Annotated in this window: 17 protein-coding genes; 13 read left to right on the top strand and 4 right to left on the bottom strand. The window is 61.0% G+C overall.

The genetic code is table 11. The features are described 5' to 3' along the window. Nucleotides 1-149 precede the first annotated feature (149 nt). The 10 genes from KT882_RS01075 (at nt 150) to KT882_RS01030 (ending at nt 9,043) form a co-directional block, all read left to right on the top strand. Nucleotides 150-893, top strand: a complete 744-nt coding sequence (locus tag KT882_RS01075; RefSeq protein WP_161070351.1) for a GntR family transcriptional regulator — start codon at nt 150-152, stop codon at nt 891-893. Nucleotides 894-1,010: 117 nt separating this feature from the next. Beyond that, the gene (locus tag KT882_RS01070) at nt 1,011-1,892 is read left to right on the top strand and encodes an N-acetylmuramic acid 6-phosphate etherase (RefSeq protein ID WP_228894150.1); all 882 of its coding nucleotides are present in this window, start codon (nt 1,011-1,013) and stop codon (nt 1,890-1,892) included. A gap of 21 nt (nt 1,893-1,913) precedes the next feature. Continuing rightward, nucleotides 1,914-3,179 (top strand): MFS transporter, encoded by a 1,266-nt coding sequence (locus tag KT882_RS01065; protein WP_161070352.1) that lies wholly within the window; start codon nt 1,914-1,916, stop codon nt 3,177-3,179. Between the two features lie 40 nt (nt 3,180-3,219). Then, complete coding sequence (locus KT882_RS01060; RefSeq protein ID WP_228894149.1) at nt 3,220-4,860, top strand: glycoside hydrolase family 10 protein; 1,641 nt, start codon at nt 3,220-3,222, stop codon at nt 4,858-4,860. 66 nt (nt 4,861-4,926) lie between these two features. Next, entirely contained in the window at nt 4,927-5,844 is a 918-nt protein-coding gene (locus KT882_RS01055; RefSeq protein ID WP_228894148.1) for an N-acetylglucosamine kinase, read from the top strand. Nucleotides 5,845-5,866: 22 nt separating this feature from the next. Next, complete coding sequence (locus KT882_RS01050) at nt 5,867-6,727, top strand: N-acetylmuramoyl-L-alanine amidase (protein WP_228894147.1); 861 nt, start codon at nt 5,867-5,869, stop codon at nt 6,725-6,727. A gap of 98 nt (nt 6,728-6,825) precedes the next feature. Next, the gene (locus KT882_RS01045) at nt 6,826-7,728 is read left to right on the top strand and encodes a LysR family transcriptional regulator (protein WP_161070355.1); all 903 of its coding nucleotides are present in this window, start codon (nt 6,826-6,828) and stop codon (nt 7,726-7,728) included. A gap of 2 nt (nt 7,729-7,730) precedes the next feature. After that, nucleotides 7,731-8,339: a M15 family metallopeptidase gene (locus KT882_RS01040; RefSeq protein WP_228894146.1), complete on the top strand. Its 609-nt coding sequence runs from the start codon at nt 7,731-7,733 to the stop codon at nt 8,337-8,339. 148 nt (nt 8,340-8,487) lie between these two features. Further along, nucleotides 8,488-8,748 (top strand): type II toxin-antitoxin system CcdA family antitoxin, encoded by a 261-nt coding sequence (locus KT882_RS01035; protein WP_228894145.1) that lies wholly within the window; start codon nt 8,488-8,490, stop codon nt 8,746-8,748. Continuing rightward, nucleotides 8,735-9,043, top strand: coding sequence for a CcdB family protein (locus tag KT882_RS01030; RefSeq protein ID WP_228894144.1), 309 nt, complete (start codon nt 8,735-8,737; stop codon nt 9,041-9,043). The genes KT882_RS01035 and KT882_RS01030 overlap by 14 nt, the downstream gene beginning before the upstream one ends. Nucleotides 9,044-9,377: 334 nt before the next feature. Here the strand turns inward: KT882_RS01030 and KT882_RS01025 are convergent, their stop codons facing one another. Continuing rightward, nucleotides 9,378-10,313 carry a retron St85 family RNA-directed DNA polymerase gene (locus KT882_RS01025; RefSeq protein ID WP_228894143.1) on the bottom strand — a complete coding sequence of 312 codons (936 nt, stop codon included), beginning with the start codon at nt 10,311-10,313 and terminating at the stop codon, nt 9,378-9,380. Next, on the bottom strand, nt 10,310-11,263 hold the full coding sequence (locus tag KT882_RS01020) for a retron St85 family effector protein (protein ID WP_228894142.1): 954 nt from the start codon (nt 11,261-11,263) through the stop codon (nt 10,310-10,312). Before KT882_RS01020 ends, KT882_RS01025 begins: the two co-directional genes overlap by 4 nt. A 660-nt stretch (nt 11,264-11,923) precedes the next feature. Here KT882_RS01020 and KT882_RS01015 point away from each other — a divergent pair. The 3 genes from KT882_RS01015 (at nt 11,924) to KT882_RS01005 (ending at nt 13,664) form a co-directional block, all read left to right on the top strand. Continuing rightward, nucleotides 11,924-12,172, top strand: coding sequence for a M15 family metallopeptidase (locus KT882_RS01015; protein ID WP_228894141.1), 249 nt, complete (start codon nt 11,924-11,926; stop codon nt 12,170-12,172). Between the two features lie 140 nt (nt 12,173-12,312). Beyond that, nucleotides 12,313-12,909: a PEP-CTERM sorting domain-containing protein gene (locus tag KT882_RS01010; RefSeq protein ID WP_228894140.1), complete on the top strand. Its 597-nt coding sequence runs from the start codon at nt 12,313-12,315 to the stop codon at nt 12,907-12,909. A gap of 176 nt (nt 12,910-13,085) precedes the next feature. Next, entirely contained in the window at nt 13,086-13,664 is a 579-nt protein-coding gene (locus KT882_RS01005; protein WP_228894139.1) for a hypothetical protein, read from the top strand. Between the two features lie 22 nt (nt 13,665-13,686). Here KT882_RS01005 and KT882_RS01000 read toward each other — a convergent pair whose 3' ends face one another. Together KT882_RS01000 and dacB are read right to left on the bottom strand one after the other, a co-directional pair. Then, nucleotides 13,687-14,331 carry a PEP-CTERM sorting domain-containing protein gene (locus KT882_RS01000; RefSeq protein ID WP_228894138.1) on the bottom strand — a complete coding sequence of 215 codons (645 nt, stop codon included), beginning with the start codon at nt 14,329-14,331 and terminating at the stop codon, nt 13,687-13,689. 213 nt (nt 14,332-14,544) lie between these two features. Next, nucleotides 14,545-16,161, bottom strand: a complete 1,617-nt coding sequence (gene dacB / locus KT882_RS00995; RefSeq protein WP_228894137.1) for a D-alanyl-D-alanine carboxypeptidase/D-alanyl-D-alanine endopeptidase — start codon at nt 16,159-16,161, stop codon at nt 14,545-14,547. Between the last annotated feature and the right edge of the window lies 1 nt (nt 16,162).

The raw sequence follows: 16,162 nt of genomic DNA, 5'->3' as shown, positions 1-16,162 counted from the left end.
GAGCATACGGGCGGCGGATAGCCGCGCCTAATGAAATCGTTTCATTCGCGCATAACTTGGCGCTATGCGTTGCCGGTATATTTTCATGCAACCAAAAATGAGCGCAAATTGGCCCTGGCTATTACACTAGACGCCTTAGGAGATACCATATGAGCCAGACCAGCGTTGAATTTCAAGCGGATGCAAAGGACAATTCGCCGCTGTATATGCAGATTGCACGCAAATTGAGCGACGATGTGCGCAATGGGCGCTATCAGGTCGACCAGGCGCTGCCGTCCGAACGCACGCTGTCCGAATTGCTGAACGTGTCCCGCGTCACCGCCCGCAAGGCCATCGACCAGCTGGTCGACCAGGGCCTGGTGGTGCGCCGCCGTGGATCGGGCAACTACATTGCCCCGCGCATCGAACAGCCGCTGTCCAATCTCACCAGTTTTTCGGAGCAGCTGCAGCAGCGCGGCTACAAACCGGGCTCGCGCTGGCTGAAACGCGCCATCGTCAGCGCCAGCGCGGACGAGCAGATGAGTTTGGCCCTCTCGCCCAACAGCAAGGTGGCCCGCCTGGAGCGCCTGCGCCTGGCCGACGACGTGGTGATGGCCTACGAGGTCAGCGTGCTGCCGCAAAGCGTGGTGCCGCGCCCCGAAGCGATAGGCGACTCCCTGTATGAATTCCTGGACGCGTCCGGCAAGGCGCCGGCCCGCGCGCTGCAGCACATCCGCGCCATGAACGCCTCGGGCGAACTGGCGCGCCAGCTGGACGTGCCGGAAGGCCAGGCCGTGCTGTTCATTACCCGCATCGCCTACCTGGAGTCCGGCGAGGCGGTGGAGCTGACCCATTCCTATTGCCGCAGCGACCATTACGACTTCGTGGCGGAAATGCGGCGCTCGCCGGTTTAAGCGGCAAGCCGGGCGCATCATAACTTTTCGGCATGCCAGCGCATCGAGCTTTCATGGGCAGCGCGGCTAGTTTTGGTATTACACTGGTCTCATCGTATCACCCACAGACAGATGACGATGTTAAAAACCGAAACCCCTAGCCAGCAGCACGCGCAGCTGGACCAGTACCTGGACATCGACCTGGTGTCCGCCTTCGTTGAAGACCAGTTCAACGCCGTGCGCGCCGTGCAAGCGGCCGCGCCCCGCATCGCCGCCGCCGTCGCCGCCGCCGTGCCGCGCATGCAGGCCGGCGGACGCCTGATCTATGCAGGCGCCGGCACCTCGGGCCGCCTTGGCGTGCTCGACAGCGTGGAACTGCACCCGACCTTCTCCTGGCCCAATGAGCGCGCCCTGGCCCTGCTGGCCGGCGGCAACGGCGCCATGTTCAAGGCCGTGGAAGGCGCCGAGGACGACCGCGCGCAAGGCGCGGCCGACCTGCTGGCGCTGGCGCCCGGCCCGAACGACGTGGTCTTCCTGCTGGCCGCCTCGGGCGGCACGCCCTACGTGCTGGGCGCGCTGCACGCGGCGCGCGAAGCCGGCGCGCTGACGGTGGGCCTGGCCAACAATCCGGACGCGCCGGTGGCGCTGGAAGCCGAGATCGGCATCACCCTGGACACCGGCGAGGAAGTCATTTCCGGCAGTACGCGCCTGAAGGCGGGTACTTCGCAGAAGATCGCGCTCAATACCATCTCCAGCGCCTTGATGGTGCGCCTGCACAAGGTCTACGGCAACCTGATGGTAGACTTGAAGCCCACCAACGCCAAGCTGGTGCAGCGCTCCGTGCGCCTGACCATGCACGCCACCGGCGTGGATGAAGCCGCCGCCCGCGCCACGCTGGAGCAGTGCAACTTCCACGTCAAGGTCGCCATCGTGGCGCTGCTCAACCGGCAGACGGTGGACCAGGCGCGCGCCGCGCTGGATCTGGCCGAAGGCAGTGTGAGGGCGGCGCTAAAGCAATAACACGAGACATCAAAGGACGGAATGAAAGACGCGCTTCAACGTAGCCCCTGGTGGTGGATCCCCAGTTTGTACTTCGGCCAGGGCATTCCGTATGTCGTAGTGATGACGCTGTCGGTGGCGATGTACAAAAACACCGGCATTTCCAATACCGATATCGCGCTCTACACCGGCTGGCTGTACCTGCCCTGGGTGATCAAGCCGCTGTGGTCTCCCGTGGTGGAGCTGCTGGGCACCAAGCGCAAGTGGATCATCGCGCTGCAGCTGGTCATCGGCGCGGCGCTGGCCGGGGTGGCATTCACCACCAAGCTGCCCGATTTCTTCCGCGCCAGCCTGGCCGTGCTGTGGCTGATGGCCTTCAGTTCGGCCACGCACGACATCGCGGCCGACGGCTTCTACATGCTGGGCTTGCGCCAGCAGCAGCAGGCCGCCTTCGTCGGCGTGCGCTCCACCTTCTACCGCCTGGCCATGATCGCCGGACAGGGCGGCCTGCTGTGGCTGGCCGGCCAGCTGACCGACTCCCTGGGCGACCCGCACGTGGCCTGGTCCATCGTGATGTTCGTGCTGGCGGCCATGTTCGGCGTGCTGGGCGTGTACCATTTCTTCCTGCTGCCCAAGCCCGCCGCCGACGTGCGCGCGCCGGCCGGCGGCGACCTGTTCCGCGACTTCTTCGCCACCTTCGCCGCCTTCTTCCGCAAGGAGGGCATCGCCGTCACGCTGGGCTTCCTGTTGCTGTTCCGCCTGGGCGAAGCGCAGCTGCTCAAGCTGGCCGTGCCCTTCCTGCTGGACCCGCTGGACAAGGGCGGCCTGGGCCTGAGCAACCAGGAAGTGGGCCTGGTGTACGGCACCATCGGCATTGTCGCGCTCACGCTGGGCGGCCTGGCCGGCGGCGTGGTGATCTCGCGCTTCGGGCTCAAGCGCTGCCTGTGGCCGATGGCCTTTGCCGTCCACCTGCCGGACCTGGTGTTCGTCTACCTGTCCAGCGCGCTGCCGGAAAATATCTACCTGATCTCGGTGGCCATGGCGGTCGAGCAGTTCGGCTACGGCTTCGGCTTCACTTCCTACATGCTGTACATGATCATGGTGGCGGACGGCCCGCACAAGACCGCGCACTACGCCATCTGCACCGGCTTCATGGCGCTGGGCATGATGCTGCCGCAAATGGCCAGCGGCTGGATCCAGCAGCAGCTGGGCTACCAGCACTTCTTCATGTGGGTATGCCTGGCGACGATACCGGCATTTATCATGACCGCGTTGATCAAGGTGGATCCGTCCTTCGGCAAGGACTGACATTACAATACCGCGCACTAATTAAATCGAGGATACGGACTTGGCTTTTAACCCGAAAAAGCGGCAGACCCTGGCCGCCGGCGCAGCAGCGGCAGTGGCCGCATTCCTGGCCGCCTGCACCACCACGCCGCTCACGCCGGTTCCAGACAGCGGCCCGGTAGCGCCAGCCGCGCCCGGCGCCGTTCCTAGTTTGACCGGACCGGTGCCGCCGCCCGCGCCGCGCGAGTTCCGCGCCGCCTGGGTGTCCACCGTCGCCAATATCGACTGGCCCAGCCGCACCGGCCTGCCGGTGGCCAGGCAGCAGGCCGAAGCCATCGCCATACTGGACCGCGCCAGCGCGCTCAACCTGAACGCCATCGTGCTGCAGGTGCGCCCGAGCGCGGACGCGATCTATCCGTCCGAGCTGGAGCCGTGGAGCGAGTACCTGAGCGGCCAGCAGGGCAAGGCGCCCTCGCCCATGTACGATCCGCTCAAATTCTGGATCGACCAGGCGCATGCGCGCGGCCTGGAGCTGCACGCCTGGTTCAACCCCTACCGCGCGCGCCACGCCACGGCCAAGTCCGCCAATTCGCGCGACCACATTTCCATGACCAAGCCGCAGACGGTGAAAACCTACGGCCGCTACCAGTGGATGGACCCGGGCGAGGCCGAGGCGTCCAAACACACGTTGGACGTGATCCTGGACGTGGTGAAGCGCTATGACGTCGACGGCGTGCACATCGACGATTACTTCTATCCCTACCCGATCGAAGCGCCGGGCGCGGCGGGCGAAGCGGCCGCGCTGGAAGCCGGCGCGCCGGGATCTGCCCCGCGTCCCGAACTGGACTTCCCCGACCAGCCCGCCTGGCAGCGTTATCAGGCCGGCGGCGGCCAGCTGGACCGCGCTTCCTGGCGCCGCCAGAACGTCAACCAGCTGATCGAAGCGATCTACACCGGCATCCATCGCGAAAAATCGTGGGTGCGTTTCGGCATCAGCCCCTTCGGCATCGGCCGTCCGGACCGCCGTCCGCCCGGCATCGTCGGCTTCAGCCAGTACGACAAGCTGTACGCGGACGCCGAGCTGTGGCTGAAAAACGGCTGGCTGGACTATCTGGCGCCCCAGCTGTACTGGCCGATCGCGCCGCCGCCGCAGGCCTTCGACGTGCTGCTCGACTACTGGCTGCGTGAAAACACGCACGGCCGCCACGTCTGGGCCGGCCTGTACACCAGCCGCATCGACGGCAGCGTGAAGTCCTTCGAGCCGGAGGAAATCGTCAAGCAGATCGGCGTGACGCGCAGCCGCGCCGGCGCCAACGGCCACGTCCACTTCAGCATTGCCGCGCTGATGCAGAACCGCAAGGGCATCAGCGACCAGCTCAAGGCCGTGAGCTACCAGAGCGCCGCCCTGGCGCCCGCTTCGCCCTGGCTGGGCTCGGAAGCGCCGGGCGCGCCCAAGGCGGGCGCGCGGCGCGGCGCGGCCGGGCTGGATCTCAAGCTGAGCGCGGGCAAGAACGCCACCCTGTACGCCATCTGGGCGCGCTACGGCGAGGAGTGGCGCTTCACCGTGGCCCCGGCCGCGCGCGGCGAAGTCACGCTGGCCGACGAGGCGGGCGTGCAGGCCGGCGCGGTGGTGGTCAGCGCGGTCGACCGCCTGGGCAACGAGAGCGAACGCGTGAGCGTGAAGGTCAATGCGCAGCTATAACCTGCGGGTATGGTGTGCGGCCAAGGTTTCATTAAATCGCGGCGGCTTTTCACATAAACTGTCCTGATGGCTACAACCGACAATGACACCACGCTGGGCCTCGGCATAGACGCCGGGGGCACGCAGACGCGCTGGGCGCTGGCCGACCCGGCCGGCGCCATCGTCGCCGAAGGCAGCGTGGCCGGCTTGTCGGCTTTGCAAATGGCCAATGAAGCGGGCCGTAGCGCCGTGCGCGCCACCTTTGCCGCGCTGGCCGGCGACGTGCTTGCCAGTGGCCGCCCGCAGCGCGTGTGCGCCGGGCTGACCGGCTTTGGCGGCGACAGCGAACTGCTGGCCGCCTGGCTGGCCGAGCTGCTGGGCATCGCCCCGGCCGCCATCATTATTTCCAACGATATTGAAATCGCCTACCTGGACAGCTTCCAGCCCGGCGAAGGCTACCTGGTCTACGCCGGCACCGGCTCCATCGCCGCCTATATCGACCAGCGCGGCGAGTTCCACCGCGCCGGCGGCCGGGGCGTCACGCTGGATGACGGCGGCGGCGGCTTCTGGGTCGCGCGCGAAGCGCTGCGCCGCATCTGGCGCCGCGAAGACGAGGAGCCGGGCGCCTGGCAGGATTCCGCCATGGCGCGCGCCGTGTTCGACTACGTGGGCGGCAGCGACTGGTCCTTCTCGCGCCAGTTCATCTACGGCCGCGAGCGCGGCGAGGTGGGCAAGCTGGCGCTGGCGGTGGCCGCGAGCGCCGAACACGACCAGGCCGCCCGCCTGATCCTGCAGCAAGCGGGGCGAGAACTGGCGCGGCTGGCTGCGGCCCTGGTGTCGCGCTTCGGCGTGCGCCCGGTGGTGCTGGCGGGCCGCGCCGCCGAACTGCATCCTTTGATCGCGGAAACCATGCGCGCCACGCTGTCGCCCGAAGTGCCGCTGCGCCGCAAGACCGCCCAAGCCCATTTCGCCGCCGCCCGCATGGCGGCGCAACCCCAGCATTAAAATCTGCCACCCGGAGACTTCCTTGAATAAATTCCTGCTCATTATCCTGGCCGCCGTTCTGGCCGGTTGCGCGTCCGCCCCGCCGCGCCTGGACAACAGCCTGGCTGCGCGCAGCCAGAGCAGCCGCGTCAAGTTCATCGTGATCCACTACACCGTGTCCGACCTGCCGCGCTCGATCAAGATCCTCACCGAGCAGGAAGTGAGCAGTCACTATCTGCTGACCGACGAGGCTGAGCCGAAGTTCTACACCCTGGTGGACGAATCGCGCATGTCCAACCACGCCGGTGTGAGCAGCTGGAAGACGTATAGCAACCTCAACCCCATGTCGGTCGGCATCGAAATCGTCAACTGCGGTTTCAAGGAAACGCCGGAAGGCCGCGTCTGGTGTCCCTTCACCCAGGCCCAGATCGACCAGCTGATCCCGCTGCTCAAGCAGATCGTGGCCCGCCACAATATTCCGCCGCAAAACATCCTCGGCCACAGCGACATCGCGCCGCAGCGCAAGCAGGACCCGGGTCCGCTGTTCCCCTGGCACCAGCTGGCCGCTGCCGGCCTGATCACCTGGCCGGACGCCGCCCAGGTGGCGGCCCAGCGCGCCGTGTTTGAAACCCAGCTGCCGGACGTGGCCTGGTTCCAGAAGAAGCTGGCCCAGCATGGCTACGCCGTGCCGCAAACGGGCGTGCTGGACGAAGCCACCCGCAACGTGATGTTTGCCTTCCAGTCGAAATACCGTCCGGCCCGTTTCGACGGCAACCCGGACGCCGAATCGGCCGCCATCCTGGAAGTGCTGGCGCCCACGGCTGCGTCCAAGCCCGTAGCGCCTGCCGCCCCTGTTGCGCCGGCCGCGCCGGCTCCCGCCGCCCAGCCTGCCGAAGTGCGCTAAGCTGCAAGCTGCAATGCCATTGCGCCGCACCCTGCTTTCCCCTATCCTGCACGGATTCCGCAGGGAAGGCTCTGCGGCGCTGGATCGAGGATAGAGCAATGCGGCTGCGCCATATAGAAGTGTTCCACGCCATCATGCAGGTCGGCACCATCAGCGGCGCCGCCCAGGTGCTGCACATCTCGCAGCCCGCCGTGACCAAGGTCCTCCAGCACTGCGAATTGCAGCTGGGCATGCCCCTGTTCGAGCGCGTGCGCGGCAAGCTGTATCCCAAGCCGGAAGCGCACCGCCTGTTCGCCGAAACCGAAAAACTGAACCGCGACCTGCAAGGCATACGCCGCCTGGCGGCGAGCCTGAAGGGGCGCGCGCTGGAAACCATACGCCTGGTCTCCACGCCCACGGTGGCGCTCAGCGTGCTGCCGCTGGCCGTGAGCGCCTGGCGCCGGGAATTCCCCGGCGCGCGCTGCGAGCTGGCCACCCACCACACCAGTGAAATCGTCAACACGCTGCGCCTGGGCGAAGCGGACCTGGCCCTGTCGCTGCAGGACCCGCGCCATCCCGGCATCGTCGCCGAACCGCTGGCGCAGGGCGTGATGACGGTGATCGCCCCGGCCGGCACCTGGAGCGCGGCCGACTGCGCCACGCCGCTGGCCGCGCCCGGCCTGGTGGGCGAACTGATCGGCCACGCCGACAACGACCCGCTGGGCGAAATGGTGGTGGCCGCGTGCGAAGCGCAAGGCCTGCATCCGGTGTTCCACACGGTGGTGCAGACCTACCAGATCGCCCGATCGCTGGTGGAAGCGGGCGGCGGCATGGCCGTGGTCGACCCGTTCACGGCCGCGTCCGCGTCCAGCGCGCTGGTGCAGCGCCGCCCGTGGGCGCCGGCCATTCCCGTGCAACTGTATTTGTTGACGGCAGGCCATGCGCCGCTGTCGCACGGCGCGCGCCAGCTGGCCGGCTGCATCGCCACCGCCGCGCGCGCTTGCCTGGAAAAGAAAGCCTAGCAATGAAGACCATCCGCAACGAAGATGTGCCGTCCAGCCCGGACTACCGGCATCTGAGCAGCATCGCCGGCATCGCCATCGACTTGCGCTACGCCACGCCGGACAATTTTGTCGGCCGTGATTTGTATTCCCCGCACGACTGCGCCTGGCTGCACCGCGACGCAGCGGCCGCGCTGGAGCGGGCCGTGGCCTGGCTGGCCGAACGCCGTCCCGGCTGCAAGCTGCTGGTGCTCGACGCGCTGCGTCCGCAGCGGGTGCAGGAGGAATTGTGGGCCGCGCTGCAGGGCACGGAGCTGCTGATGTATTTGGCCGACCCGGCGCGCGGTTCCATCCATTCTTATGGCATGGCGGTGGACATCACCATCCTGGACGAACAGGGCCGCGAGCTGGACATGGGCACCGGCTTCGACGACCTGACCGAGCTGTCCCACCCCACGCTGGAGCCCGCCATGCTGGCGAGCGGCGCGCTCAACGCCGGGCAGGTCGCCAACCGCGAACTGCTGCGCGGCGCCATGTTCCAGGCCGGCTTCGTCGGCATCAACAGCGAATGGTGGCACTTCGACTGCGGCGACCGCGTCCAGGTTCGCGCCAGCTTCACCCGCGTGCTGTAACGCACGCATTCCTGGCTGCGTCACATACTTAACAGCAAGACTTCTTGAGACATCTCAAGCGAATGGATGTTAGGCGCGCGGCGACCTTGGTGGCGGTTGCAAAAGCCCGGAGCGAGTGATATTTTTTAAGCTCGAACAAGGAGCTATCGTGTCTATCCCCGACTTGCCGCTTCAGCCTGTGGCCCCAGACGCGCTGGATGCTTCTCACCCGCCGTGTATCGTCCAAGCAGCAGACGGCTGGTTGCCGCCCGGCGGCTACGATGGCTGCAGCCAATGGGCATTGGACAATCGCGAAGCACTGGAACAATATGCGCGCCAGATTGAGGAAGAGGGAACCGCTGCGGAGCAACTGCAGCGGTTTCTTGCAGAGCATCCGGAAATGCTGACCGACACGCATGGCCAGATTTGATATTTATATCAATCCCAACAAAGCCGCCAGCCATCCGCTGTTTGTGGATGTACAAAGCGATTTTGTCCGCCTCAGCACCAGATGGTGCATCCCGCTTTCCCTGCATTTGCCGTCCAGGCCCATCCTTCAAGGTGCGCAAGCCCTGATGGGCATTGCACACCAACAATACGTTCTGGATACGCCCAATTTACTGGCGGTGCCAAACGTCTTGCTGCGCAAGCGCGCCGGCCGGCTATCGTCGAGTCATCAACTGATCGTGGAATCTTGCATAGAATTTATGTTGCGTGGTTATTAGTGTATGGGCGGGGGCGAGTGGGAAATTCTTGATGACCGGATGGAATTAACCACCGACACAAGGACTTGCAATCTTGGTGTCCATGTCACAGCGAATCACCCCATTTAATCTATCTTCACGAGTCTCAGTATTTTTTCTACGAGATACGAGGGCTATAAACTTCTGACGCGCGTGTCCGCCGCATTACGCCGATCACAGTTTAAAAAATATAGGATCTCCAAAGTAGTTGCTTTTTTTGCACCCACAGAAGATTAAGTTTTATTCCAAGAATATAATCTCGAATTGCGTTATTTAATGAGATTACGGTTAATATATTTTGATTTGCCAGCCTATTTTACTCACATGAATGAAGGAAGATGAGATCTATTAGATCGTTGCCATACTTTTTCTTCATTCTATCGATAAATTTTGGTTCAATGTGGTGAGCGAAGGATAAGTGTCCCTTGAGTCTGGAGGTTTCCTTTTCGCTCAACTTTCCAAGGCTAAAGCGGTGAATGATTGATGAAAGTGTTCTTTTTTGTTCGCGGCCTAGCGAGAGCGAATTGTCATTGGCCAAGACAATTCCGGTCACATGACGATTAAATGCCTTGGAAGAAAATACTGTTTTCTTGGTATTGACTTTTATAAGTCCTAAGCAATCTTTCTTTAGATGCCCGGATACCAAAGATGGAATTTCAAAAAGGATATTTTTCGCATTGCTAGTGAATGTTAAGTCATCGGCATATCTTGTGTATGTGATTGCTTTACTTATGCAAAACTGGTTCATGCTTTTGTCGAATTCGTGCATAACAAAATTAGAAATGAACGGCGACGTTGGGGCCCCAATACTTAACTTTAGATAGCTGGAACGTGTTGATTTCCAAAATATAACGTTCTCTAAAAGTTCTTTATCTTTTTCGCCTAACTCCAATCCTATTTTTTTCGTAAAGAAAAAGAACAAGTCTGGCGTTATACTGGGGAAGAAGTCTTTGAAATCCATTTTCAATAAATAGTCACTATGGAGGTGGCGCATGGCATTCTTTCGTATTCCAACGCCTGGCTCATATGCCATTGCACATTCATGAACTGGTAAAAGTCGTCTTAATTCTTTAAGCAAAATTCGTTGTATGAACTTTGCTTCACTGGAAGGTTGGGCAATGATGCGATATCCGGACCCATTTCGTTTTCCAACACGGTATTTTTTATATCTATACGGCATGGTACGAGCAAAATTAATTAATTCATCTTGACTCATAAAAAGCTTGTCACACATGTGCTGAAGAAAGTTCATTTTTCTTTCTCCTTAATGGTTTGGATTTGTTTCAGCACATTCACTCTTTTTTTGGACTGCTCGTCATCTCCCAAGATAAAATGTTTCTTGAAAGCCAGCCGAAGCGTAGGGTTGTCTTTAACCTTTCCACTTTTAGTTGTGCCAAACTTAATTCTTCGCTCGCCGTCGGCGATGTCAAAAAAATACATAACACTACTATAAACCGTGTGAGATACGAGACCTATTTTTTCCAATAGAAATAGCAAACGTTGGACGACTGGTCTTTCGACGCTAATATCAACCGCCATCAATGCCATTTCTATTTCATGCAACATAATTGGGTTTGATATTAGAATTATGTCATATATAAGAAAGGCAACATGAGCCCAATTAGTACCTTTGAATGCTTCACTCTTTTTTACATTGGATAGTTTCCTAGACACGTCCTTGGCAATAAAGTCGATATGCTCGTAGACCATTTCATTTGGATTGGCCCAAGGGTATACAATCACAGATGTTGGGTCTTTTTTCTTAAGGCTCTCAAGCGGACCTAAATAAATAAAAGAATCCTCATCTTCAACGTGCTCTTGTGGGGCAATCACAAGTAGGCGCTTTGCCATGAGGGGATCTGTGCAGAATAATCCTAATTCGACTAAAGAGCCTGCGCTTTCAAGGCAAATTATTATCATTGTAGCGATTCCGGCAATTTCTGTTTCAAATTGCATTAAGTCGGAATACATCCCAGCTTGAAAGTAATCTTTAAAATTTTCGGCTCGAATCAGAGCCCGATATATTTCTTTATCGTGTTTTAGGAAATAATCAAGGATCCGCTGTCGAACACTTTGAGGTATGAGTTCGTTTCCACCGGAGGGGCCACCGCATAAAAATATTTTAGCGGGGACAAAATTGACGATAAATTTCGACTGATCGAATGTTTGAAATTCTTCTATTATTAAGTCTTCAAACGTCATAGTCTTCAATCGAAAAAAACGGCCTCAATTGAGGCCGTTCGAAAAAACTCTTTACCTAAAGGAGGCGTTAAAGGGTTTCCTAACGCTCCTGAGGCACGAAGGATCGTTAGGAAAGCATTTAACGCAACCTAAGTGTCCTCAATAAATTAGTGTCTGGCTAAGCGCCCGACAAGGATTACGTAAAGTATCTACTAACCCCGCGCGTAAAGAGGATTTTAGTCTAGCGGAGTTGTCTTGTAAGCGCAACTTACTTTTATCTTAATGTCATATTTCGATGCAATCAGCAGTGTCCTAACAACGTCCACGTACTCTCGCTGGGCGGATGCTCCGTTGGCCCATCTTGCGATAGCGCCCTGAGCACGAGGATTATTTCGTCATGCTGCCTGCCAGCTCTTACGTTTCCGTGAATGTAAGTCTTATCGTCTAACGTGTTCTTCCCGCCGAGCCTGATGAATCTTTGCTTAAAATCCTATGCAACCTTGCTCGGTGTGGGATGGCGTCAGAATATTTTCAAGCTAAGCAATCCGGCATTTTTCAGTATTAGGCCGGTATCGCCGATACAGTGGAGCCGCATCTAGGTGCGGATAATTTGTTCGGAGGTGGAAGCTTCGCCGCCGCCGGCGCTAATGGAGCTGCGGGCGGTTGCTGCTTAAGCGGCTAATGGCGAGCGAACGGGGCTGCGAGCTGGACATGGGCACCGGCTTCGACGACCTGACCGAGCTGTCCCACCCCGCGCTGGAGCCCGCCATGCTGGCAAGCGGCGCGCTCAACGCCGGGCAGATCGCCAACCGCGAGCTGCTGCGCGGCGCCATGTTCCAGGCCGGCTTCGTCGGCATCAACAGCGAATGGTGGCACTTCGACTGCGGCGACCGCGTCCAGGTGCGCGCCAGCTTTACCCGTATGCTCTAAGCGCGCCCTTCTGTCGGAAAATTTTACAGTTTGCTGCCCGCACGGGTGGGATATAGCTGTAAGTTATTGATTCACAATAAATGTTACTGCTATGGCATGCTTGTTGCTTTACGTAATTCTATTTTAATTACGAGCAACTTATGAAGCTGAAATCCTTTATCGCCGCGGCTGCCCTGCTGGCCGCCGGCAGCGCCAACGCCAACCTGATCACCAACGGCACTTTTGAAAACGGCAGCCTGGCAGGCTGGAGCAAGTCCGGCAACGTCACCGTTACCGGCTATCTGAGCAACGGCGTCTACTTCGGCGCAGGCAGCACGGCCAACGGCCACTACATGGCCTCCTTCAACGCTGGCGACAGCACGCCGAACGGCATTTTGTCGCAAACCTTCGCCACCGTGGCCGGAAAGCGCTATGTGTGGGAATTCGACTACGGCGTAACGGGCGGCGGCACGCAAAGCCTGAACGTGGGCATCCTGGGCAGCGACGGCACCCTGAAGGTGAGCAAGCAGGTGACCGACGATGCCGCCGGCGCGCTGGCGTACTACAGCTACGTCTTCTTCGGCGACGGCAACCAGGCTACGCTGCGCTTCTGGGATATCGGCACCAATGCCAGCGGCGGCGTGGACTCGATGGTGGACAACGTTTCCGTGAATGCTGTTCCCGAACCGGCCTCGCTGGCCCTGATGGGCCTGGGCATGGTGGGTGCCGTGGTGGCCCGCCGCCGCCGCAAGGCCTGAATTGCGCAGCGGCCTGTGTGCCGCTGCGCGCCAGCGCCACTCCCATTTGATCAGGATCAAACCATGGTCCGACGAAGCGCCAAGTCCCTGCGCGCCGATTAGACTTCTAGAATGGCAGCCGCCATGGACCGGCCTGCGCGGCTCGCTATCGAAATCTCGTGATGGGGGGCGTAAAGATGAAAAAACTATTCGGATTGGACCGTCGTTCCGGCTTGGCCGTTGCGTTCATCGCGGCGACGGCCTTGTCGGTGTCGGCGTCGGACAGGTACAGGGAGCACGACGACGAGGACGAAAGCCAGGTGAAGCGCGGCTTTGACATTGTCCCGCCGGGCGTGAAGCTGAATTTGATGGGCAAGAATCGCGCGCTGGTCGGGCTGGGCAGTTACATCGTCAATACCAGCGGCTGTATCGACTGCCACAGCCATCCGACCTACTCGCCGGGCAGCGACCCGTTCAAGGGCGAGCCGGAGAGGATTAATGCGGAGGAATACCTGTCAGGCGGGCGGACCTTCGGCCCCACCATTACGGCCGCAAACATCACCCCGGACCACGCCGGCAAACCGGCGGGACTGACGCGGAGCGAGTTTATCCAGATGATGCGGACGGGCCACAATCCGAAAGATCCGCCCGGCACCATCGTTCAAGTCATGCCCTGGCCCGTGTTCGGCAAGAAGACCGACCGCGACCTGGCCGCGATCTATGAATTCCTGCGAGCGATTCCATCCCTGCCCGACAATACCCACCCCGGGCCATGAGCCCGGGTTGTTGCTGGCGTTGTTAGCGCTTGGCGGCGCGGCGGCGTGCGAAGACCAAGCCGAGCAGGCCCAGTCCCATCAGTGCCAGATTGCCTGGCTCCGGAACCTTCGCGGCGCTGACGATGGCGACGTTGTCGATCGCAAAAGCGTCGCTAGCGACGTATTTCGTGCGCAGGGAGGTGATGGATTGTCCTGCGCCGGCGACGAAGCCATAGAATTGATCGATCTGGCCACTCACGATGGGGGGCGTCAACGTGGCGATCAAGGTGGCGCCATTGAACAACTCAAATTGCGTGCGCTGCATATCGTCGTTCATGGACGAAAACATCGCACCGAACGACGAGATGGCATCGGCGAAAGTGAATGTCAGCACACTGTTGTTATTGCCGCACAAGCTGGCAGTGGTGTCGACACTGCAAGGTGTCGTTGCCGCCTGGGTGCCGGTGATGTTCCAGCTTGTGGCTGATGCTTTCACGGACATACCGCCGCCGAGGTTGACGCCATTGAGGACATTGGCGCCCGTGAGGCCATTGAAATTCTGCGACGTGGTGGCCGTACCGGCGGCGGCCAGCCAAGCCGCTTGATTGGTGTAGGCGATAACGGCCGCTTCGGACGATGCGCTTGCGAAAAGGAGCGTGGCAGCCAGGGTGTTCAGAATGATTTTCATTATTGCCTAAAGTTGCTAAATTGTAATATAAGATTTCTTATGGAATCTTAAGCAAATTTAGTGCCAGAAATTTTTAAGACTGGCAGATCAAGGACTTATAGTTTTTATGTGGCAATTTTAGTTGCCAAAATACAGGCACTGTAAAATTTTCCGACACCTCCGTAAACAAAAACGCCAAGCCGCAGCCTGGCGTTTTGTGAGATCCAGCCCGGTCTATTTTCCGTTGCTGGCCACCCAGTCCAGCAGCGCGTCGATGGCCTTGCGGCCGTTGCCGTTGCCGGTGCGGTCGTCGTTGATCATGGCCACCACAATGCACAGTTCGCCATTTGCGTCCGGCACATAGCCGGCGATGGCGACCACGTTCTTCAACGTGCCGGTTTTCACGCGCGCGCGCGCGGCGGCGGGGCTGTCTTTCAGGCGGCGCTTCATGGTGCCGTCCACCGCCGCGATCGGCAGGCTGGTCAGGAACTCAGGCATCCATAAACTCTTTTGCGCCGCCTGCAGCAGGCCGGCCATTTGCGCCGGGCGCACGCGCTCGCTGCGCGACAGGCCGGAACCGTTTTCCAGCACCAGGCCGGTGTCGTCTATGCCGTGGCGCTGCATCCAGGCGCGGATGATCTGTTCGGCACGGGTTGCCGTCGGGTTGGCGGTTGCGGCAGAGGTGGCTGCATCGCCGCCGCCGGGGACCATGGCGCTGCGGACCGAAGCCGCATCGGCGGGCGGCGGCGCAACGGCGTCGCTGCTCAGCGATTCGCCCGGCAGCACGGCGGGGCTGGCGACAGGCGTGCTGGACAGGCGCAGCGCGGGAATAGGACGGCTGCCCAGCACCGGGTCCGGCTCCAGCGCGCCCAGGGTGAGGAACAGCGTGCGCGCCAGGCCGTTGTCGGACGGCTTGTTGATGTCGCGCAGCACTTCGGCCAGCGGACGCGAGACATGCTCGGCCAGCAGGCGGGTGGCGGCTTGCGGTGCGCTAGCCGATGCGCCGGCCGCAGCTTCGCGCGCGGTGCCGGTGAAGGTGCCGCCCAGGCGCGCCCAGGTGCTGCGGAACAGGCGCTCGGTGTAGTCGTTGCGCTCGAGCACGTTGATCACGGTGGTCTTGCTGCAATTTTTCGGGAAGGTGCCGTGCAGGCGCACAGTGAGCTTGCCGCCCTTGCGCGTGGTATCCGGCAGCTTCCAGCCGTCCTCCCACTTGGCGCAGTCGGCGTCGATCAGCGTCATGTCCGATTCAATCGTGACGCGTTCGAGCTGCGGCAGCATGCCCAGCTTGAGCTTGCCGCCGGTGGACGTCATGTCCACGCGCAGCAGATTCATGTTCAGCAGCAGCGCGTCCGGGATGATGTTGTAGTAGGCCTCGGGCGATTCGTCGAACGGCGCCACGCCCAGGTCCGTGCGGGCCGGCTGGAACAGCTGGCGGTCCAGCACCAGGTCACCCCGGATCTTGCGGATGCCCTGGGTGCGCAGCTTCTCCAGCATGTGCACCAGCACGTCCTCGTTGAAATCCGGGTCGGCGCCGCCGCGCAAATAGAGGTCGCCTTGCAGCACGCCGTTCACCACCTCCGCGCTGCTGCGCAGTTCGGTGCGCGCCTTGAACACCGGCCCCAGCTGGTCCAGGCCCACCATGGTGGTGACCAGCTTCATGGTGGAGGCCGGCTGCATGGGGCGGTCCGGGTTGTGCGACACCAGCGGCGTGCCGCCGCGCAGCACAATGGCGCCCATCGCGCTCTCGGGAATGCCGGCCGCCTGCAGCGCGCGCGCCACCGGCTCCGGCAGCTGGGCGTGGACAGCGCCGGCGGCGGCCAGCAGGGAAACCAGGATCAGGCGACGTAACATA

The sequence above is a fragment of the Pseudoduganella aquatica genome (assembly GCF_020865585.1).
GTDB lineage: Bacteria > Pseudomonadota > Gammaproteobacteria > Burkholderiales > Burkholderiaceae_D > Rugamonas > Rugamonas aquatica_A.
The sequence above is the reverse complement of the archived record's forward strand: the minus strand, read 5'-3'. Positions and strand labels throughout refer to the sequence as shown.